This is a genomic window from Pseudomonas sp. NPDC086566, assembly GCF_050280885.1.
GTDB lineage: Bacteria > Pseudomonadota > Gammaproteobacteria > Pseudomonadales > Pseudomonadaceae > Aquipseudomonas > Aquipseudomonas vlassakiae.
Map to the genome: position 1 here is coordinate 69,661 of NZ_JBNNWD010000005.1, position 20,853 is coordinate 90,513.

The 20,853-nt window shown below is 63.5% G+C and carries 18 protein-coding genes, 1 tRNA gene and 1 pseudogene; 7 read left to right on the forward strand and 13 right to left on the reverse strand.

What is annotated here, in order from left to right; all coding sequences use genetic code 11:
• The first annotated feature begins 255 nt into the window (after positions 1–255).
• Both ACQKPS_RS12745 and ACQKPS_RS12750 read left to right on the forward strand, forming a co-directional pair.
• On the forward strand, positions 256–1,710 hold the full coding sequence (locus ACQKPS_RS12745) for a mannose-1-phosphate guanylyltransferase/mannose-6-phosphate isomerase (RefSeq protein WP_254480814.1): 1,455 nt from the start codon (positions 256–258) through the stop codon (positions 1,708–1,710).
• A gap of 51 nt (positions 1,711–1,761) precedes the next feature.
• Entirely contained in the window at positions 1,762–3,009 is a 1,248-nt protein-coding gene (locus ACQKPS_RS12750; RefSeq protein ID WP_427604327.1) for a glycosyltransferase family 4 protein, read from the forward strand.
• On the opposite strand, the gene ACQKPS_RS12755 is transcribed toward ACQKPS_RS12750, so the two are convergent.
• Together ACQKPS_RS12755 and moaB are read right to left on the reverse strand one after the other, a co-directional pair.
• Entirely contained in the window at positions 2,998–4,224 is a 1,227-nt protein-coding gene (locus ACQKPS_RS12755; protein WP_283724097.1) for a molybdopterin molybdotransferase MoeA, read from the reverse strand. The genes ACQKPS_RS12750 and ACQKPS_RS12755 overlap by 12 nt on opposite strands.
• Entirely contained in the window at positions 4,208–4,747 is a 540-nt protein-coding gene (gene moaB, locus ACQKPS_RS12760; protein WP_054883470.1) for a molybdenum cofactor biosynthesis protein B, read from the reverse strand. The genes ACQKPS_RS12755 and moaB overlap by 17 nt, the downstream gene beginning before the upstream one ends.
• A gap of 168 nt (positions 4,748–4,915) precedes the next feature.
• On the opposite strand from moaB, the gene ACQKPS_RS12765 reads away from it, so the two are divergent.
• Both ACQKPS_RS12765 and ACQKPS_RS12770 read left to right on the forward strand, forming a co-directional pair.
• Positions 4,916–5,137 (forward strand): YgdI/YgdR family lipoprotein, encoded by a 222-nt coding sequence (locus ACQKPS_RS12765; protein ID WP_027596642.1) that lies wholly within the window; start codon positions 4,916–4,918, stop codon positions 5,135–5,137.
• Between the two features lie 81 nt (positions 5,138–5,218).
• Positions 5,219–5,295: transfer RNA gene (locus ACQKPS_RS12770), tRNA-Pro, on the forward strand.
• Positions 5,296–5,360: 65 nt separating this feature from the next.
• On the opposite strand, the gene ACQKPS_RS12775 is transcribed toward ACQKPS_RS12770, so the two are convergent.
• The 3 genes and pseudogenes from ACQKPS_RS12775 to ACQKPS_RS12785 all read right to left on the reverse strand — a co-directional run bounded on the left by ACQKPS_RS12775 (position 5,361) and on the right by ACQKPS_RS12785 (position 8,930).
• Positions 5,361–6,128, reverse strand: a complete 768-nt coding sequence (locus ACQKPS_RS12775) for a methyl-accepting chemotaxis protein (protein WP_409520109.1) — start codon at positions 6,126–6,128, stop codon at positions 5,361–5,363.
• Positions 6,129–6,293: 165 nt separating this feature from the next.
• Positions 6,294–6,977, reverse strand: a pseudogene (locus tag ACQKPS_RS12780) (methyl-accepting chemotaxis protein); the annotation flags it as partial.
• Between the two features lie 189 nt (positions 6,978–7,166).
• Positions 7,167–8,930, reverse strand: a complete 1,764-nt coding sequence (locus ACQKPS_RS12785) for an ABC transporter transmembrane domain-containing protein (RefSeq protein ID WP_427604330.1) — start codon at positions 8,928–8,930, stop codon at positions 7,167–7,169.
• A gap of 203 nt (positions 8,931–9,133) precedes the next feature.
• Between ACQKPS_RS12785 and ACQKPS_RS12790 the strand changes: the two genes are divergently transcribed.
• Positions 9,134–9,307, forward strand: a complete 174-nt coding sequence (locus ACQKPS_RS12790) for a PA1571 family protein (protein WP_254480820.1) — start codon at positions 9,134–9,136, stop codon at positions 9,305–9,307.
• A gap of 56 nt (positions 9,308–9,363) precedes the next feature.
• Here ACQKPS_RS12790 and pdxB read toward each other — a convergent pair whose 3' ends face one another.
• The 3 genes from pdxB to rlmM form a co-directional block, all read right to left on the reverse strand.
• Complete coding sequence (pdxB, locus tag ACQKPS_RS12795; RefSeq protein WP_427604332.1) at positions 9,364–10,506, reverse strand: 4-phosphoerythronate dehydrogenase PdxB; 1,143 nt, start codon at positions 10,504–10,506, stop codon at positions 9,364–9,366.
• Between the two features lie 60 nt (positions 10,507–10,566).
• Positions 10,567–10,809 carry a sulfurtransferase TusA gene (gene tusA / locus ACQKPS_RS12800; RefSeq protein WP_054883466.1) on the reverse strand — a complete coding sequence of 81 codons (243 nt, stop codon included), beginning with the start codon at positions 10,807–10,809 and terminating at the stop codon, positions 10,567–10,569.
• Between the two features lie 385 nt (positions 10,810–11,194).
• Positions 11,195–12,259: a 23S rRNA (cytidine(2498)-2'-O)-methyltransferase RlmM gene (gene rlmM, locus ACQKPS_RS12805; protein ID WP_427604334.1), complete on the reverse strand. Its 1,065-nt coding sequence runs from the start codon at positions 12,257–12,259 to the stop codon at positions 11,195–11,197.
• A 220-nt stretch (positions 12,260–12,479) separates the two neighbouring features.
• Here rlmM and acnA point away from each other — a divergent pair, with 220 nt between their 5' ends.
• Together acnA and ACQKPS_RS12815 are read left to right on the forward strand one after the other, a co-directional pair.
• Positions 12,480–15,221: an aconitate hydratase AcnA gene (gene acnA, locus ACQKPS_RS12810; protein WP_427604336.1), complete on the forward strand. Its 2,742-nt coding sequence runs from the start codon at positions 12,480–12,482 to the stop codon at positions 15,219–15,221.
• A 294-nt stretch (positions 15,222–15,515) separates the two neighbouring features.
• The gene (locus ACQKPS_RS12815) at positions 15,516–17,081 is read left to right on the forward strand and encodes a methyl-accepting chemotaxis protein (protein ID WP_254480824.1); all 1,566 of its coding nucleotides are present in this window, start codon (positions 15,516–15,518) and stop codon (positions 17,079–17,081) included.
• 135 nt (positions 17,082–17,216) lie between these two features.
• On the opposite strand, the gene ACQKPS_RS12820 is transcribed toward ACQKPS_RS12815, so the two are convergent.
• The 5 genes from ACQKPS_RS12820 to ACQKPS_RS12840 form a co-directional block, all read right to left on the reverse strand.
• Entirely contained in the window at positions 17,217–18,101 is an 885-nt protein-coding gene (locus tag ACQKPS_RS12820; RefSeq protein WP_313203108.1) for a pseudouridine synthase, read from the reverse strand.
• 50 nt (positions 18,102–18,151) lie between these two features.
• Positions 18,152–18,460: a transcriptional regulator gene (locus ACQKPS_RS12825; protein ID WP_254480826.1), complete on the reverse strand. Its 309-nt coding sequence runs from the start codon at positions 18,458–18,460 to the stop codon at positions 18,152–18,154.
• A 70-nt stretch (positions 18,461–18,530) separates the two neighbouring features.
• Entirely contained in the window at positions 18,531–18,962 is a 432-nt protein-coding gene (locus ACQKPS_RS12830; protein WP_254480827.1) for a D-Ala-D-Ala carboxypeptidase family metallohydrolase, read from the reverse strand.
• 107 nt (positions 18,963–19,069) lie between these two features.
• A complete protein-coding gene (locus ACQKPS_RS12835; protein WP_254480828.1) occupies positions 19,070–19,309 on the reverse strand; it encodes a glutaredoxin family protein in 240 nt (79 codons plus the stop codon).
• Between the two features lie 76 nt (positions 19,310–19,385).
• The gene (locus ACQKPS_RS12840; protein ID WP_176507776.1) at positions 19,386–20,594 is read right to left on the reverse strand and encodes an ammonium transporter; all 1,209 of its coding nucleotides are present in this window, start codon (positions 20,592–20,594) and stop codon (positions 19,386–19,388) included.
• Positions 20,595–20,853: the final 259 nt, after the last annotated feature.

Below are 20,853 nucleotides of genomic sequence, written 5' to 3' on the forward strand. Positions count from 1 at the left end.
CCAAATACTTCATGCCACCGCTAAAACAGCTCTGTATCGGGGATGACATTGCGCATGGTCGAACAAAAAACGACCAGAGTCACATAAATATCATTGAAAGCTTTTTCCATGAGGCGCATGATCGACAAAAATTTGGCCTTCATGGACGAAGCTGTAGTGAAAAGTCGTTTTTTTGACTTTTCCGCCAAAACCGTGACAGGTCGCAACGTTTCCCTTCACTGCGCTGCACCCAGCGCCCAGAGTCGAGGCTGTGAAATGAGCGTTCTGATCCCCTGCATCATCGCCGGTGGTGCCGGCACCCGCCTGTGGCCGGTTTCGCGCGAAGCCATGCCCAAACCCTTCATGCGTCTGCCCGACGGCCAGAGCCTGCTGCAGAAGACCTTTGCCCGCGCTGCGGCGTTACCGGGCGTCGAACGGGTACTGACGGTGACCAACCGCGAAGTGTTCTTCCGCACCCAGGACGAATACCGCCAGGTCAACACGGACAACCTCGCCCTCGATTACCTGCTGGAAACCAACGGCCGCAACACCGCTCCCGCCATCGCTGCAGCCGCGCTGCATTGTGCCAGGCACTATGGCCAGGACAGCGTGCTGCTGGTGTTGCCAGCCGACCACCTGATCCAGGATGCCGACGCCTTCGCCAACGCCGTCGAACACGCCCGGCTATTGGCTGACGATGGCTGGCTGGCCACCTTCGGCCTGCTGCCCAGCCGCGCCGAAACCGGCTTTGGTTACATCGAGCAAGGCGAGGCGATCGGCAAGCATGCGCATCAGGTCACCTGCTTCGTGGAGAAGCCCGATGCGCTCACCGCCCGCGAATACCTCGAAGGCGGCCGTCACTTGTGGAATGCCGGCATGTTCTGTCTGCGTGCGGGCACCGTGCTTGCCGAATTGCAGGCGCATGCCCCGGACCTGCTGGCCTGCGTGGCCTGCTGCCTGGAACAGAGCGCGACCAAGCAGGGCGACAAGGCACTGCAGGTGGAATTGGACCCGAACAGCTTTGCCCTGGCCGAGGACATCTCCATCGACTACGCCTTGATGGAGCGCTCCGACAAGGTTGCCGTGGTGCCTTGCGAACTGGGCTGGAGCGATATCGGCAGCTGGGAAGCAGTGCGCGACCTGCGCCACACCGACGACGACGGCAACCACTGCAATGGTGAAGCCGTGCTGCACGATGTGACCAACTGCTACATCGACTCGCCAAAGCGCCTGGTCGGCGCGGTCGGCCTGGATAACCTGATCGTCATCGACACCCCCGACGCCCTGCTGATCGCCGACGCAGCGCGCAGCCAGGAGGTCAAGCTGATTGCCCAGCAGCTCAAGCACCAAGGGCATGAGACCTATCGCTTGCACCGCACCGTCATTCGCCCCTGGGGCATGTACACCGTGCTCGAGGAAGGCCCGCGCTTCAAGATCAAGCGGATCATGGTGCGCCCTGGCGAATCGCTGTCGCTGCAGATGCATCATCACCGCAGCGAGCATTGGATCATTGTCAGCGGCATGGCCTGCGTGACCAACGGCGAAGAAGAATTTCTGCTCGACACCAACGAGTCGACCTTCATCAAGCCAGGCCGCACCCACCGCCTGACCAACCCCGGTGTCATCGACCTGGTGATGATCGAAGTCCAGAGCGGCGAGTATCTGGGCGAAGACGACATCGTGCGCTTTACTGATATTTACGGACGCGTCCCGGCGGCAGCCATCGGCTGAAAGCTGGCGGGCGCGTTTTTTGTCCGCAGCCTTCAGCGAGGTTTCCGCTTCATGCGCATTCTCTGGACTCTGCCCTACCTGCCGTGGCCTACCACCAGTGGCAGCAAGACCCGGCAATATCACCTGCTGCGCGCCCTGGCGCAGCAAGGCCACCGGATCACCTTGCTGGTGCAGTCGAAAATCCCTTTGTGCGATGCCGCCCGCGAAGCCCTGGAACCCTTGCTCGAGCGCCTGATCGTGCTGCCCCGGCGTCCCTTGCACAGCCCGCTGAACCTGCTCGCCTCGCCGATCATCGACTACCCGATGCGGGCCATCATCAATGGCCTGTCGCCTGGCTTGCGGCGCCAGTTCGAGCAGCTGCTGGACGAACCCTGGGACGTTATCCAGATCGAGCACAGCTACAGTTTCCAGCCTTTCGAAAAAGCACTGCAGGCCCGCGAGCTGCCCTACATGCTCTGCGAGCACAACCTGGAATCAGTCACCGGCGCCGCCTGCCACGACCGCCTGCCGCTGTGGCTGCGCCCGCTCAATGCCTTCGACCGTTGGCGCTACCGGCGCTGGGAGCAGCGCGTGCTGCGCCAACCCACCGAGGTGGTGGCCGTGAGCCCGCATGATGCCGAGTTGATCAGCCAGGTCAGCGGCCGCCCGGTAAAGGTGGTGGTCAACGGCGTCGATTGCGACTATTACCAGAACGTCCACCCGGCCCTGCACAGCCAGCGCCTGCTGTTCGTTGGCAACTTCGAGTACGCCGCCAACGTGGAGGCGATCGAATGGGCCCTGGAAGAAATCCTGCCCCAAGTGTGGCTGAGCAATCCGGCGGTACGCCTGGCCATCGCCGGGCATGCCCTGCCAGCAAGCTGGAAACTGCGCTGGAACGATCCACGTATCGAATGGGTCGGCTATCGCCCGGACCTGCGCGAATTGCAACGCCGCTCCGCGCTGTTCTTCGCCCCCTTGCGCTATGCCGGGGGCTCCAAGGTGAAGATCCTCGAAGCCATGGCCGCCGGGCTGCCGGTGATCAGCACAGGCAAAGGCGTCTCAGGGCTGGTCGCCAACAACGGCGAGCATTACCTGGGCAGTGACGACGGCGACCAATTGGCGCTGCTGGTTACGCAATTGCTCAACCAGCCATGGCGCATGTGCCAATTGAGCGAGGCCGGCCGACAGTTCGCGCGCAATCGCCACGACTGGAGCGTGGCCGCCCAGCAACTGGAAACGGTGCACATGCGCCTTACCCAGGCAGCGACGGCCGACGCCACTCAAGGTGCTGGCGCCTGGCTGGGTCGCTCAACCGAGTAGTTCGCTCAGCGGGATGAACGGCACGTTATCGCCAGGCTTCGGCGTGCTGCCTTCACGCACCTCCACCAACCCCTCTGCCCAGGCCGCACTGCGCAGCACACCGGAGCTCTGGTTCTTGTAGATGCGCACCTGGCCTTGGTCGATGCGCGCACGCAAGTATTCGCGGCGCGTGCCGGCCTTGGTCCATTCGAACCCGGCCGGTACCTCGAAGCGCAGCGGCGTGACATCAGCCACACCCTGGCGGCGCAGCAGGTAGGGCCGCGTCAACAGGCCGAAGGTGACCAGGGTCGACGCCGGGTTGCCGGGCAGGCCGAGCACCGGCACACCGCGGTAATGGCCGAATGTCAGCGGCTTGCCAGGCTTGATCGCCAGCTTCCACAACGCCAGTTCCCCCGCTTCGCGCAGTGCGGCACCGAGGTAGTCGGCCTCGCCCACAGAAACCCCGCCAGTGGAGAGGATCAGGTCGACATCGCCCAAGGCACCCAGGCACTCGCGGGTACGTTCCAGGTTGTCGGGGACAATGCCCATGTCGCGCACTTCGCAGCCCAGCCGCTGCAGCCAGCTGACCAGCAGACGCCGGTTGCTGTTGTAGATCTGCCCTGGGCCCAGCGGCAGGCCAGGCTCGACCAGCTCGTCGCCAGTGGACAGCACCGCCACCCGCACCCGTCGCACCACCTGCAGCTCAGCATGGCCCAGGGTCGCCGCCAGGCCCAGTTCTATCGGCCCGAGCCGTGTACCGGCGACCATCACCTGCTCGCCCTTGCGGGTTTCCTGGCCCTGCGGGCGAACGTTCTGGTCAAGCGTCAGCGCTTCGAGGAAGCGCACCCGGCCGTCTTCCAGCACCTCGGTGTTTTCCTGCATTTCGACGCAGTCGGCACCCGCCGGCATCGGCGCACCGGTGAAGATCCGTGCGCATGTGCCGGGCTGCAAAGGTTCAGGCGCGTGCCCGGCGAAGATTCGCTGGCTGACCGGCAAAGGCTCGCCCTGCAGGTCGGCCAGGCGCAAGGCGTAACCGTCCATGGCACTGTTCGGCCACGGTGGCAGGTCAAGCGTGGCCACCAGCTCGGTGGCCAGCACGCGGCCTTCGGCTTCGGCCAGCGGGACGCGTTCGGTTTGCGTGATTGGCGCAGCCTCGGCCAGCGCCAGCAGGCGCTCCAGGGCTTGCTCCACCGGCATCAGTGGCCGGGCAGCGGGTGCATCAGCCACGGCTGTCACAGGCCGCTGCCTGTTTCAGGTGGGCGACGAAATTGCACGGACGATGGCGGGCATCCAGCTGCTCGGCGAGGATGCCGTCCCAACCGGTGCGTACGGCATTGGTCGAACCCGGCAGGCAGCACACCAGGGTGCCATTGGCCAGGCCGGCCAGGGCCCGCGACTGAATGGTGGAGGTGCCGATATCGGCCACGGAAATCTGCCGGAACAGCTCGCCAAAACCTTCAACCTGCTTGTCCAGCAGGCAGGTGACAGCCTCCGGTGTACTGTCACGGCCGGTAAAGCCGGTACCACCGGTAATCAGCACCACCTGCACGCTGTCGTCGGCGATCCAGGTGGCGACCTGGGCGCGGATCTTGTACAGGTCATCCTTGAGCAGCACGCGCGCGGCCAGGTTGTGGCCCGCGGCGGTAAGGCGCTCGACGAAGGTTTGCCCGGAGGTGTCGGTTTCGAACGTGCGGGTGTCGCTGACCGTCAGCACGGCAATGTTCAGCGCCACGAAGGGGGTATCTGCCTTGGCTTTCATGTGTGTCCGTCGCAGGGGAAAATGATGCGCGCAGTTATATCACAGGCGGCCGTGCAAGCAGGCACAGGTCAATAACCCTGGCTTGTCGCTATGCTGGAATGTAAAAGGAACTTGCGTGGACGCCCTGCGTCATAAAGTCATCTTGCACCATCGCACTGGAGAAACACGATGATTCAACGGACCCTTCCCGCCTTCTTGCTCGCCCTGGGCCTTGGCGCCCTCGCCGGCTGTGCGTCGCCGACCGTGATCACCCTGAACGACGGCCGTGAAATCCAGGCAGTGGATACCCCCTCCTTTGACGAGGACTCCGGTTTCTACGAATTCGAACAGCTCGACGGCAAGCGCACGCGCCTGAACAAGGACCAGATCCGTACCGTCAAGGAACTCTGATCCACGTGCCGTTTTTGGCATAAGCCCTTTGAACTACAAGGGCTTGCACGCCAAAATGCTATGCAGTAGGATTTTGTTCATCGGAGTGTAGCGCAGCCAGGTAGCGCGTCTCGTTCGGGACGAGAAGGCCGCAGGTTCGAATCCTGTCTCTCCGACCAGATCCGCAACAAATAGCCCGCCTCGCGCGGGCTTTTTGTTGCGCGTTGTTCGCCCCCGGCAACCATCAGGCGGTCAGACGCGAAGTAACTTCACCCAGCTGCCCCGACAAACCATGCAGGCGTTGCCCCGCCTGTTCGGTATGCTGCACGGCCTCTTGGTTGGCCGTGGCAATCCGGGTGATTTCGATCAGGTTGCGCGAAATATCCTCGGCCACGCTGGTCTGCTCCTCGGCCGCCGTGGCGATCTGCCGGTTCATGTCGCGGATCGCCTCCACCGCCATGGTGATGCGCTGCAGCATCTGCCCGGCCTGCTGCACCTGCTCGGCGCCCTCCTCGCTGCGTTGCTGGCCGCTTTCGATGGCCTTTACTGCCTCGACCGCACCCGACTGCACGGCTTCGATAATCTGATGAATTTCGGCGATCGACGCCGCAGTACGCTGGGCCAGGCTGCGCACCTCGTCGGCGACCACGGCAAAGCCACGCCCGGCCTCACCCGCACGGGCCGCCTCGATGGCGGCATTGAGCGCCAGCAAGTTGGTCTGTTCGGCGATGCCACGGATCACCTCCAGCACTTTGCCGATGCGTGAGCTGTCGTTCTCCAGATTGCGGATGACGGCGGCGGTTCCGGCGATCTCACGATTGACCACACCAATGGTGTCGATGGTCTGCTGCATCACCTGCTCGCCCGCCTGGGCGCTGTGGTCGGCCTCGTCAGCGGCACGAGCAGCATCCGCGGCGTGGCGGGCCACTTCCTGGGCGGTGGCAGACATCTCGTGCATGGCGGTGGCTACCTGATCGGTGCGTTGGAACTGGTCGTGGGTGCCACGGGCCATGTCACCGGCAATGTTACGCAGCTGGCCACTGGCGCCCTCCAGCTCCTGGGCATTGTCCTTGAGGCGGCCAACGGTGTCGGCCAGGAAGTCGCGCAGGGTATTGGCAGCACGCGCCAAGCGGCCCAGTTCGTCTTCGCGACGGCTGTCAACGCGGGCGGCGAAGTGGCCCTGGCTGAGTTGCGCCACGTATTCGATCAGTTGGCGGATCGGCTCGATCAGGCTGCGGTTCAGCAACCACAGGCTGAGCAGGCCGACCAGTAATGCCGACCCCAGCATTACCAACACGCCCAGCCACACGGTGCGTTCGGCACTGGCATTGATCTTGGCAGCGCGGTCACGGGCCTCGGCGCGCAACTGCTCGACCAGCGCGCTCATCTGCTCACTGGCCGCCCGGTCGACCCCCTTCACCGCCTGGTCACCGGCTACTGGGTCGCCACCGGCGGCCAGGAAGGCCTGACGCCCTTGTGCGTAGGCCTGGCCGAGCTGGCGATGGCTATCACGCAACTGCTGCAGCGGTGCCTTCAGCTTATCCTCGCTGCTGTCGATCAGTTGCCCGAGCAATTGCTGAACCTGCTGCTCACGGGCCTGGAACTGCTGCCAGTACTTGTCCAGCTCGGCAGGCTGGCGGCCGCGCAGCAGTACGTTTTTCCATTCCTGCACCTGGATCTTGAACTGCAGGTTGGCTTCATCGATCAATTGCGAAGCCCGCAGCGGCCCGTCCACCAGTTCGCCATAGCCACGCACGCTGGAGGACAGGAACTGGAAGCACACCAGGGCGATCAGCAGCATCGCCGCCAGGCTGCTGCCCAGCAGGGTAAGAATTTGCACTCGGAGTGATTTACGCAACATCGCGGATCTCGGGAACAAGGAATAAGGAAACGGCGCGCCGTTGCAGCGCCGCGACAGACATCCTTGTCCTCGTTCGCAGGCCAAAAAAAAGCTGCCATCAATCGATAGCAGCCAGGTCGAGCACTTACGCAACAGTTGCGATCCATACTCTCAGGCAATTGCTACAGAAATGTTACAGCTACACGACACCTAGCCCGTGGTGAACTGCAACTCGGCCAGGCGAGCGTACAACGGGCTTTGCTCGATCAGCTGCCGGTGGGTGCCGACCGCGACCACGCGACCCTTGTCGATCACCGCGATGCGGTCGGCGTGCTGCACCGTGGCCAGGCGATGCGCGATGACCAGCGTGGTACGCCCGGCCATCAGGCTCGGCAGGGCTTGCTGGATCAAGTGTTCGCTTTGCGCATCGAGGGCGCTGGTGGCTTCGTCGAGCAGCAGGATCGGCGCATCCACCAGCAGCGCCCGGGCAATTGCCAGGCGTTGCTTCTGGCCACCGGAAAGGCCAACGCCGCCCTCGCCCAGCAGCGTCTGGTAACCCTGCGGCAGTTGCCGGATGAACTCGTCGGCATGGGCGCCATGGGCCGCCGCCTCGACCTCGGCCAGTGTCGCCTCGGGCCGGCCGTAGCGGATGTTGGCCTCGACCGTGCCGCGGAACAGCGACGGGTTCTGCGCCACCAGGGCGAACTGGCGGCGCAGGTCGTCCGGGGCCAGCGCCGTGATGGGTTGGCCATCGAGGACGATGCGCCCCTGTTGTGGGTCGTAGAAGCGCAAAAGCAGGTCGAACAAGGTCGACTTGCCCGCCCCCGACGGCCCCACCAGCGCCACGGTCTGGCCGGGTTCGATGGTCAGGCTGAGCCGGTCGATGGCCGCAACCGAGGGTCGCGAGGGATAGGCAAAGCTCACGTGCTGCAGTTCGATGCGTCCATTGGCACGCTGCTGTGCCAGCGTTACGGGAACTTCTGGGGCCAGGATCGTGCTGCTCGCCGCCAGCAGCTCGGCGATGCGCTCGGCAGCCCCTGCGGCGCGCTGCAGCTCGCCGATCACTTCACTGAGCGTACCAACGGCACTGCCGACAATCAGGCTATAGAACACGAACGCCGCCAACTCGCCTGCGGAAATGCGCCCGGCGATCACATCCATGCCGCCTACCCACAGCATCACGCCTACCGCCCCCAACACCAGCACGATCACCAGCGTGATCAGCCAGGCACGTTGGGCAATACGTTGCCGGGCCACGGCAAACGCAGCCTCCACCGTACCGGCAAACAGTTCTCGGTCGCGTGCCTGGTGGTTGTATGCCTGCACGGTCTTGATCTGCCCCAGGGTCTCTGCCACATAGCTGCCTACATCGGCCACCCGGTCCTGGCTCTGCCGCGACAGGCTGCGCACCCGCCGGCCAAACAACAGGATCGGTGCCAGCACCAGCGGCAGTGCCACCACCACGATGCTGGTGAGCTTGGGGTTGGTGATGAACAGCAGGACCACGCCACCGATCACCATCAGCGCATTGCGCAGGAACATCGACAGCGACGAGCCGATGACCGACTGCAACAAGGTCGTGTCGGCAGTCAGCCGCGACTGGATTTCAGCGCTGCGGTTGTCTTCGAAAAAGCCCGGATGCAAACCCACCAGATGGTCGAAGACCGCGCGGCGGATGTCGGCAACGCAGCGCTCGCCGATCCACGACACCAGATAGAAGCGGCTGAACGTACCTGCCGCCAAAGCCAGCACCAGCACCAGGAACAGGCCGATGGTCTGGTTCAACTGGTGTGCTGAACGGGTCATGAAACCCTGGTCGACCAGCAGGCGGATACCCTGGCCCATGGACAGGGTGATGCCGGCGGTGACGATGAGCGCCAGCAGGGCCAACAGCGCCTGGCCACGGTAGGGACGCATGAACTGCCAAGCCATGCGCAGGGCACGGCGTTGGCGAAAGGAAGCCGAATCGGGCATGACAGGAACCACGAAAGCAGGAATAGGAAGACTACCACTCATCCACGCATGCAGTGCCTATAGCCCATCGTTCTAACAGGCCTCTGGAGCTTTGCTGCGCTTTCTGCTGGACTGTGCAGGCCTTGGTGCACACGATAACTTTTGTAACAGGCCAGTCACGGCGCAGGTTTAACCTGGGCCTGAACCTGATGAGGAGATATTCAATGAGCTTGCAACATGGCAGCGACACCGTGAAACCGCAGAACAAGCCACAACCCAAGGCCTGTGGTTCGATCATCGACGCCCAGGGCCGCGAGATCGAGATCACCGAGCAGATGATCCAGCAGGCCTGCAAGGCCCTGGAAGAAAGCCGCGTGAAGAAACGTCACCACGGCTGAAGCGCGGACTTTTTGAAACCCGGCTTGATGCCGGGTTTTTTATGGGTTGGCCGTGCTCAGGCCAGCACGCCACCCAGGGCATTGACCACCTGCGCCAGCTGCGGCGCTTCGCCCCGCACGCGCACCGCCAGCCCTTCGATCTCCCGGCGCGGTGGATACTGCTTGCGCAGCTGGTCGAACGCCGCCCGTTGCTCGGCCACATCGTCACTCAAGCTGCGACGGAAGTCGGCATCGTCACGTCGCGGGTCATATACCGCCCGGCACAGCGTCGCCAGGGCCCAGGCAGGCTCTGCAGTGCCGTCCAGCTCGATTTGCGCCAACGGCGCAGGTGGCAGCAGGTCGGCCAGCTGGACCTTTTCCGCCTCGCCCAGGTGACGGCACAGGGCCTGATAGATCTGCGCCGTGCCACGCTGGCGGCCATCCAGGCTATAACCGGCAATATGTGGCGTGGCCAGGGTGCACAGGTCTGCCAGTTGCAGGTCGACCTGCGGCTCGCCTTCCCAGACATCGAGCACTGCGTGCACGTCTTCGCGATCCAGCAGCAGCTCGCGCAGCGCTGCATTGTCCACCACAGGCCCGCGGCTGGCGTTGATCAACCACGCACCGGGGCGCAGCTGCGCCAGCTGCGCTGCACCGAGCAGGTGCCAGGTTGGATATTCACCGCCGCGCTGCAACGGGGTGTGCAGGCTGATCACGTCGCACTGCTCAAGGATCGTCGCGAGGCTGACGAAGTCGCCGCCCTCGGTGGCCTGGCGCAACGGGTCACAGACCAGTACCTTCCAGCCCAGGCCATGCAACACGCGCACCAGGCGGCCACCGACTTCGCCGGCGCCGACCACCCCATAGGTGCGTTGCGCCAGTACCGCGCCGTCCAGGTCGGCCAGGGTCAGCAGGCTGCCGAGGACGTAGTCGACCACCCCACGGGCATTGCAGCCCGGCGCGCTGCTCCAGTGGATACCGGCTTCGGCGAAGTAGTCGAGGTCCAGGTGGTCGGTACCGATGGTGCAGGTGCCAACGAAGCGCACCTTGCTGCCTTCGAGCAGCTGCCGGTCGACCTTGGTCACCGAGCGCACCAGCAGCACATCGGCGTCCTTGACGCTGGCGGCGTCGAGGCTGCGGCCGGGGTAACGGCGGATCTCGCCGAAACCTGCGAAAAAGGCATCGAGCAGCGGGATATTCTCGTCGGCAACTATCAGCATGGCGCTCTCCTGTCTGGGGAGCGCAGTGTAGGCGCTACGCGAGGCGTGTTCCAGCGCGGTTCAGTCGGCTTTCTTGCGGATCCAGTACAGGTAGGTGCCGGCTTCTTCCTGCTGCCCGAGCAATTCGTGGCCGAGGAAGTTGCAGAACTTGGGGATGTCGCGGCGGGTCGACGGGTCGGTGGCGATGACCTTCAGCAGGCCGCCGGCAGCCAGGTTGCGTACGTGCTGGTGCAGCATCATCACCGGCTCCGGGCAGTTCAGGCCGGTCGCGTCGAGAATGGCATCGGGGGTGAAATCAGTCATGGGGGGCTCCGCAAATGATCGCTATTGTGGCGCATCTGGATGGGCTGACCAAGAGGTGGGCGCTGGTGCATGCCTTGAGTGGTGCGTGGGCGTTGAGATCGAGCGCCGCCCGCGCGGCGCATCGCGGATAAATCCGCTCCTACATTTGTTGCAACGTGGCCATGTCTGTGAGGCCATGGTTGTCAGCCTTGTTGGCATCACGGGATATTGAGGCGGGCATTGATGCCGCCTCGCATGTCCTGAGGCATGTACCAAGGCGGGCAACCATGGCCTGTCAGGTTCGGCACGTTGCAACAAATGTAGGAGCGGATTTATCCGCGATGCGCCGCGCGGGCGGCGCTCGATCTCCGAGGCACTGCACCACTCAAGGCATGCACCTGACACCTCAACGCGGTTTCAGATCCAACCTACGCAGGTGGCAAGTCACTTCCTCACGGTCGTGATACAGCTGCTTGCAGGCAATCGATACCCTGATCTTGCGCGCCTTGAACGTCGCCTCCATACGGTCCAGCAACCGACGCACCTCGGCATAACGCTGCTTCATCGGCAACTTCAGGTTGACCACCGCCTCACGGCACAACCCCTCCCCCAGCCAAGTCTCGATCAGCGAGGTGGTCCGCGCCGGCTTCTCGACGATGTCGCAGACCATCCAGTCCACCGGATGCTTTGGCTGCCAGGTGAAACCGTCCGCCATCAAGTGCTCTACCAGCCCGGTCTCCATCAGGCTTTCAGCCATCGGCCCATTGTCGATGGCCGTGACCAGCATGCCGCGACGCACCAATTGGTAAGTCCAGCCGCCCGGCGAAGCGCCCAGGTCGACACCCTTCATGTCGTCACCAAGGCGCTCATCCCACTGCTCACGCGGAATGAACTGGTGCCACGCCTCTTCCAGCTTGAGGGTCGAACGGCTCGGCGCCTCACGCGGAAACTTCAGCCGCGGGATGCCCATCGGCCATAACGCGCTGTTGTTCGCCTCGGCCACGCCGACGAACACCCGCCGGCCGCTGATGAAGGTCAGCAGCAGACGCGGCAGCCCGGCGTTGTCCGCCAGGCGACCTGCTTTTTCCAGGGCCTTGCGCAGCGGTACTTCGAACTTACGGCAAAAGGTCGACAGTTCCTTGCCTTCGTTACTGTCCAGCACTTCCAGCCACAGGCTACCGAAAACCGGCTGTTCGGCCAGATGTGTCAACAGCACGCTGATGCGATCGGTCTCCGGCAGTTCGATATAGGTGCCTCGCGCCCACTGGCGCGGGAAGATCAGTTGCGTAAAGCGCAGCTGTGCCATCAGGCGTTCGGCACCTTCGGCCTCGGCGCAGACGAACTCGGCACAAGCGCTCTGCGGTTTGCCCTTGGCATAACCGGCCACACCCAGCCGGGCGGCGTGTTCGCTGATCTCGGCGCAGACCTCACCCTCGAAACCGGGCCGGCAATGCATGAACAGGGTATTCATCTCTCACTCCACTACGGCTGACGCACCACGGGCGCCGGCAGGGCGGCGATGATAAAGGAAGATCGGAACCTGCGACATGCCCCGCCGGTCCAGAAAAGAGTCAGGGGCAGCAAACAGAGCTAACCTGACCCTTCAGCCAGGCCCGTGCCGTGCGGGCCGAAACAGCGCGGTGGCACCGGCCATCCAGCCGTGCCGGGCCCCGCCGCACAAGGAGTTGGCAATGCCCTCGCTCGATAGCCTGAACACCCTCAAGACCCTCCAGGTGGCTGACCGCACCTACCATTATTACAGCCTTGCCGAAGCCGGCCGGCAGCTGGGCGACCTGCAGCGCCTGCCCATGTCGCTCAAGGTGCTGCTGGAAAACCTGCTGCGCTGGGAAGACGGCAAGACCGTCGGCACCGAAGACCTGCGCGCCCTCGCCGGCTGGCTGCTGAACCGCCGCTCCGACCGCGAAATCCAGTACCGCCCGGCGCGGGTGCTGATGCAGGACTTCACGGGCGTGCCAGCAGTCGTCGACCTGGCCGCCATGCGCGCCGCCATGGCCAAGGCCGGCGGTGATCCTCAGCGGATCAACCCGCTGTCGCCGGTGGACTTGGTCATCGACCACTCGGTGATGGTCGACCGCTATGCCACGCCACAGGCCTTCACCCAGAACGTCGACATCGAAATGCAGCGCAACGGCGAGCGTTATGCCTTCCTGCGCTGGGGCCAAAGTGCATTCGACAATTTCCGTGTGGTACCGCCGGGTACTGGCATTTGCCACCAGGTCAACCTGGAATACCTCGGGCGCACGGTATGGACCCGCGACGACGATGGCCGCACCTATGCCTTCCCCGACACGCTGGTTGGCACCGACTCGCACACCACCATGATCAACGGCCTTGGCGTACTTGGCTGGGGCGTCGGTGGCATCGAGGCGGAAGCGGCCATGCTCGGCCAGCCGGTGTCGATGCTGATCCCGGAAGTGATCGGCTTCAAGCTCACCGGCAAGCTGCGCGAAGGCATCACCGCCACCGACCTGGTGCTGACCGTGACGCAGATGCTGCGCAAGAAAGGCGTCGTGGGCAAGTTCGTCGAGTTCTACGGCGACGGCCTGGCCGACCTGCCGTTGGCCGACCGTGCGACCATCGCCAACATGGCACCTGAGTATGGCGCTACCTGCGGCTTCTTCCCGGTCGATGAGGTGACACTGGACTACTTGCGTCTCTCCGGTCGCCCAAGCGAGACGGTGCAGCTGGTCGAACAGTATTGCAAGGCCCAGGGCCTGTGGCGCCTGGCGGGGCAGGAACCGCTGTTCAGCGACACGCTGGCCCTGGACATGCATGACGTCGAGGCCAGCCTGGCCGGGCCCAAGCGGCCACAGGACCGGGTTGCCCTGGGGCAAGTAAACCAGGCCTTCGACCACTTCATCGAGCTGCAACCCAAACCGCTGGCCAAAGAGGTTGGGCGCCTGGAGAGTGAAGGAGGTGGCGGTGTGGCGGTCGGCAACGCCGATCAGGCCGGCGAAATCGCCTACAGCCATAAAGGCCAGACCTACACCCTGCGTGACGGCGCCGTGGTCATCGCCGCGATTACTTCGTGCACCAACACGTCCAACCCCAGCGTGATGATGGCGGCCGGCCTGGTGGCGAAAAAGGCCTTGGAAAAAGGCCTGCAACGCAAGCCATGGGTCAAGAGTTCACTGGCCCCTGGCTCCAAAGTGGTGACCGATTATTACCAGGCGGCGGGGCTCACCCCTTACCTCGACCAGCTTGGCTTCGACCTGGTCGGCTACGGCTGCACCACTTGCATCGGCAACTCAGGGCCATTGGACGAAGCCATCGAAAAAGCCATCGCCAGCGCCGACCTCACGGTCGCTTCGGTCCTCTCGGGCAACCGCAACTTCGAAGGCCGCGTGCACCCGCTGGTCAAGACCAACTGGCTGGCCTCGCCTCCGCTGGTGGTGGCCTACGCCCTGGCCGGCAGCGTGCGCGTCGACCTTACCCAGGATGCGCTGGGGACGGGCAACGACGGCAAGCCCGTCTACCTGCGCGATATCTGGCCCAGCCAGCAGGAAATCGCCGACGCCGTGGCCAAGGTCGACACGGCCATGTTCCACAAGGAATACGCCGAAGTCTTCGCCGGCGATGCGCAATGGCAGGCCATTGATGTACCGCAGGCGGCGACTTACGTCTGGCAGGACAGTTCTACCTACATCCAGCACCCACCGTTCTTCAACGATATTGGCGGGCCGCTGCCCGAGATCAAGGACATCCACGGTGCACGCATCCTCGCCCTGCTCGGCGACTCGGTGACCACCGACCACATCTCCCCGGCCGGCAACATCAAGGCCGACAGCCCCGCCGGGCGTTATCTGCGCAGCAAGGGGGTGGAGCCTCGGGACTTCAATTCCTACGGCTCACGGCGCGGCAACCACGAAGTGATGATGCGCGGCACCTTCGCCAATATCCGCATCCGCAACGAGATGCTGGCTGGCGAGGAAGGTGGCAACACCGTGCATGTGCCCAGCGGTGAGAAGCTCTCGATCTATGACGCCGCCATGCGTTATCAGGCCGAGGGGACGCCGCTGGTGGTCATCGCCGGCCAGGAATATGGCACTGGCTCCAGCCGTGACTGGGCCGCCAAGGGCACCAACCTGCTGGGGGTCAAGGCGGTGCTGGCGGAAAGCTTCGAACGCATCCATCGCTCCAACCTGGTGGGCATGGGCGTGCTGCCACTGCAGTTCAAGGCCGGGCAGGATCGCAAGCAATTGGCGCTGACGGGCAAGGAACAGATCGACCTGCTGGGGCTGGACGGCGCACAGATCAGACCAGGCATGAGCCTGCCCCTGCGCATTACCCGTGAGGATGGGCAACAGCAGCAAATCGAAGTGCTGTGCCGGATCGACACGCTCAACGAAGTGGAATACTTCAAGTCAGGCGGGATCCTGCACTATGTGCTGCGGCAGATGATTCGCAGCTGATCGTCTCAGGGAAATGCAGCGCCTGTGAGAAGAGCGCCGCCCGTGCGGCGCTCGTTCTACGCTGCAAAAACAACGTTCCCCACCGGGCAGTAGCACTTTGATGGCCGGTCAGTCATCATGTCGGCAAATTGTCACCAAATGGTCACAAAAACCGGCAACTGCGGCGAACACCACCGACCGCCTAGCGCACCCGCGCGTGCAGCCAATTGCCCCAGATCAAGTAAATTAAATATCCATTCAACAAAACCAATGGCTTGCCGATATCTGTCGAAAGCCTTACGGACTATTCAGCTCATGCGTAACAACCAGCCGATTACCCAAAGGGAACGGACCTTCCCTGCCCAACAACGGTTGATCTCTACCACCAATGCCAAGGGTGTGATCACCTACTGCAACGATGCATTCGTCGAGATCAGCGGTTTCACCCGCGAGGAGCTGAATGGCGCACCCCACAACCTGGTGCGCCACCCGGACGTGCCGACGGCGGTGTTTGCCCACATGTGGCAAACCCTCAAGCAAGGCTTGCCGTGGATGGGCATCGTCAAGAACCGTTGCAAGTCCGGCGATCACTACTGGGTAAACGCCTACGTCACGCCGATTTTCGAGAACAACCAGGTCGTTGGCTTCGAGTCGGTGCGGGTCAAGCCTAGCGCCGAGCAAATCCGCCGTGCCGAAGCCCTGTACCAGCGCATCAACGACGGCAAGTCTGCCATCCCGCGCCGCGATCGCTGGCTGCCGGTGCTGCAGGACTGGCTGCCGTTCATCCTGGTCAGCCAGGTCGGTTTCCTGATTGGCAACTGGCTCGGTCACTCGTGGGGCTTCGCATTGGCCGCCGGCCTGTCGGTACCGCTCGGCCTGCTCGGCCTGAGCTGGCAACAGCGTGGCCTGAAGCGCCTGCTGCGCCTGGCCGAACAGACCACCTCCGACCCGCTGATCGCTCAGATGTATACCGACAGCCGTGGGGTACAGGCACGCCTGGAGATGGCCATGCTCAGCCAGGACGCGCGCATGAAGACCTGCCTGACCCGCCTGCAGGACAGCGCCGAGCACCTCAGCGACCAGGCGCGCCAGTCCGACGCCTTGGCCCACAAGAGCTCCTCGGGCCTGGAGCGCCAGCGCGTGGAGACCGAACAGGTCGCCGCCGCCGTCAACCAGATGGCTGCCACCACGCAGGAAGTGGCCAACCACGTGCAACGCACCGCAGACGCCACCCAAGAAGCCAACCGTCTGACCAGCCAAGGTCGGCAGATCGCCGGGGAAACCCGCGATGCCATCGAACGCCTGTCGACCGCCGTCGGCGAAACCGGCCAGACCGTGACCCAGCTGGCCAAGGACAGCGACGAGATCGGTGGCGTGGTCGATGTGATCAAGGGCATCGCCGACCAGACCAACCTGCTGGCGCTCAACGCTGCAATCGAAGCGGCCCGTGCCGGCGAGATGGGCCGCGGTTTCGCCGTGGTCGCCGACGAGGTACGCCAGCTGGCCCAACGCACCGCCGAATCGACCGGGCAGATCCACGGCCTGATCGCCAAGCTGCAACAGACCGCCAACAACGCCGTACTGACCATGGAAACCGGCCACCGCCAGGCCCAGGAAGGCGTTGATCGCGTCATGCAGGCCGACCAGGCACTGGTCGGCATCAGCGAAGCCGTGGCCAATATCACTGACATGGCAACCCAGATCGCCGCCGCTACCGAAGAGCAGACGGCAGTGGCCGACGAGATCAGCCGCAACATCAGCACCATCGCCGAACTGGCCGACCAGACAGCCGAGCAGGCGCAGCATTCGGCGCTGCTCAGCGAAGAGCTGACCACCACTGCCGGCAGCCAGTACTCGTTGGTCGAGCGCTTCAACCGCTAGTTCCGGCCTGCGCGGCTACTGTGGGGGCAACCTGTGGGAGCGGGCTTGTCCCGCGAACACCGGCAAAGCCGGTGCCATGCAACGCGCCGACTGCTTCGCGGGACAAGCCCGCTCCCACAAAAATGGCCGCGAGAGCTACCAGTCCAGCGTCAGCCGGCTTTCGAAGCAGCGCTCCTCACCGGTCAACGGGTCGGCAAACCGCAAGCGCTGCGCCAGCAGCTTCAACGGCCGCTGATAGTCGTCCTCTTCATCGAGCAATTCGGGATAGAACGGGTCGTTGCAGATCCCCGCCCCCAACGCCGCCATGTGCACACGCAGCTGATGCGTCTTGCCCGTTATCGGCGACAGGCCGTAGCGCCACCACTCACCATTGGTCTCCAGCACATCGGCGAAGGTCTCGCTATTGGCCTCCCCTGGTACTTCCTGCATGCGAAAGAACGGCTCGCCATGCACCAGCCGACTCTTGTGCACCAAGGGGAATGCATGCTGCGGCAAGGCGGCAGCGATGGCCTGATAGTGCTTGTCGATCCGCCGCTCCGGGAACAACCGTTGATACGCGCTACGCGTCTGTGGATTGGCGGAAAACAGCACCAACCCGGCAGTGTGCCGATCGATGCGGTGCAGGGGCACCAGATGCGGGTTGTCCAGGCGTCGGATCAGGCGCCGCAAAAGGGTCTGCTCGACGTATTCCCCGGTGGGCGTCACCGGCAGAAAGTGCGGTTTGTCGGCCACCACCAGGTGTTCATCGACATGCAGGATGGTCTCCTGCACCGGAATCGGTCGCTCGTTGGGCACCTCACGGAAATAGTGAACGCGCATGCCGCGACGGTAGGGCAAGTCGGCGGCAATTGCCCTGCCTTGGGCATCGAGCACCCGCCCCCGAGCGAAGCGGTCAAGCCACTGCGCACGCTCGATCGCCTTGAAATGGTCGCACAGGCAATCGAGTACCGTGGCCCAGTTGCCGGGTGGCAGGCAGACCGTGCTGGCTTGCTGGTGGGCGGGGTCGAAAGGCGTGATCATGGCAGGGCTCGGGCAATCAAAGCCGCACATTATCCCCCAAGCCCGGCGCCTCAACCAGCCTCGACCATCCCCTCGCTGTGGGCCTTCAACCAGCGCAATACCTGCACCGGCTCCCAACGCCCGGGGTCATAGAGCGCATAGACCAGGCCCTGGTAACCCACCACATCCAGCCCGCGATGGTAACCGGCACGCTGGAACAAGGCTTCGATTTCTGCAAAGCAGGTATTGAAATGCACCTTTGCGAAGGGCGTGCGGTCATCGGTGACCAGGCCTTCGAGGCGCAATTCCAGCACGGCGTCGCACACCCGTTCCACCGGCATGCGGTTGACGCTGTACTTGAGTTGCTCGACATTGAGCATGATCCACCTCGATACTGTATTTATATACAGCATACGAAGAGTGGCACCGCTGCGTCAATCGGTTGCAACGCTACTGCAAGCCTGGGAGGTAGCCCGTACCCTTGCGAATGGTCAGCACCTGACGGCGCGGCACGGCCGCCGATACCGACAGGTGAACCCAGCTGTCGAACTCCAGAATCAACTGGTCGAACGCCAAGTCAGTCTGGCTGACCTGCCTGACCACTTCCCGGCTGTCGATGCCCAGCACCGTGAAATCCGCAGCCAGGCCTTTAACGTGCTGGCTGCCTGGCGCCCCGCCGACGCGCATATTGACCGCCTCGCTGCGGTATCCGCTGCTGACGATGACGGGGCGCCCGAAAATTCCCCGGACCTGCTCAAGCACCTGGCAAAGCAGGCGCAGATTACCCAGGACTTCAGGCGTAGGGGTATTGTCCAGCCCCGCTCTCGCGGCAATTTGCGAAGTAATCAGTTCTTCCAGGGCGAAATGTGGCGTGATCAGCATGACGAGGCTCTCGATGACAATGCAAAAGTACCGATGACCATTCAACGGTGCGGCATCATCATTTCTGGCCTGAGGCCATGCACGAGGGCAAAGATTCCCCCTGCCCGTCATGGGTGGAGAAAAGCCACTACCTGTTCGGCATCGAAGGGCCAAGGCAGCTCTGCCGAAGTGTCGCTGCGCCGCAACACCGGAATGATCAAACCGTACCGTTCGAACAACGCCTGGTCATCGGCGATATCGACCAACTCGATCAGCAAGCCGTGTTCAACAAAGGGCATCAGCACGGCTTCGGCCACTTCGCACAAGTGGCACCCGACGGTACCGAAGAGCTGGCATTCAGGCAGCATGGGGGGCAAGACCCGATTTGGCTGTAGGAAGAAACTTATTCTAAGTCCGTCCTGCCCCCTCTGCACCTGACCCCGCTCAATCCTGGCTGGTGGCGCCGATCCGGTGCAGCGACAAGTCTGCGCCCTGGAACTCCTGTTCATGGCTCAGCCGCAGGCCATGCACCTGGCGAATCAGGCCGTACACGGCAAAACCACCGATCAGTGCGACCAGGACGCCTGCCAGGCTGCCCAGCAGCTGGCTGACCAGGCTGACCCCGCCCATGCCACCCAATGCCACCTGGCCAAACACACCGCAGGCAATGCCGCCCCACAGGCCGCAAAGGCCGTGCAGCGGCCAGACACCAAGGACATCGTCGACCTTCCAGCGATTCTGCGCAGCGGTGAAACTCCAGACAAACAGTACGCCCGCCACCAGCCCGGTAGCCAACGCGCCAACGGGGTGCATCAGGTCAGAGCCGGCACAGATCGCCACCAGCCCGGCCAGCGGCCCGTTATGCAGGAAGCCCGGGTCGTTGCGCCCGGCCAGCAAGGCTGCCAGGGTGCCGCCGACCATGGCCATCAGCGAATTGATCGCTACCAGGCCACTGACACCTTGCAAGGTCTGGGCACTCATCACGTTGAAGCCGAACCAGCCGATGATCAGGATCCACGAGCCCAGCGCCAGGAAGGGAATGCTCGACGGTGCGAAGGCCACCAGGCGGCCGTCGCGGTAGCGCCCCCGCCGAGCGCCCAGCAACAGCACCGCCGCCAGCGCCAGCCAGCCGCCCATGGCATGCACGACCACCGAGCCGGCAAAATCATGGAACGGCGCCCCAAAGCGGGCCTGCAGCCAGGCCTGCACGCCGAAGTTGCCATTCCACACTACGCCCTCGAAAAAGGGGTAGATGAACGCAACGATCAACGCCGTGGCGCATAGCTGCGGCGCGAAGCGCGCACGTTCGGCGATCCCCCCCGAGATGATCGCGGGAATCGCGGCGGCGAAGGTCAGCAGGAAGAAGCATTTGACCAGTGCATAGCCGTGGTCGGTAGCCAGTTGCGACGCCGGCTGCAGGAAATTCACGCCATAGGCGATCCAGTAGCCGATGAAGAAATACACCAACGCGGAGATGGCGAAATCGCTGAGGATCTTCGACAGCGCGTTGACCTGGTTCTTGTGGCGCACGGTGCCCACTTCGAGAAAGGCGAAGCCGGCGTGCATGGCGAGCACCAGAATGGCGCCCATCAGGATGAACAGGGTGTTGGAGCCGTGGACCAGGGAGTCCATCGCGCTGTGCATGTTTTCCATGAAAGAGGCAGACCTGCTGAAAAAAAGCACCAGGACAGTTCAAGAACCTGCATCCCTGCACCGAATCGGTGCCAGCTTTTGCCCTGTTTTGCCGAACCGGGCGCGGCCTGCGTGGTTTTTTCTTGGGTTTGTCGTGGATTGGGTTAAGGTTTATCGGTATCCGCCCAGGGTCGACGCCCTGGTTCGGCGCACCGCTGCGGGCGACGCCCCGCGTTGTGGCAAATTTCAATAGCAAGGCCCATACCAGCGGCGCTACTGA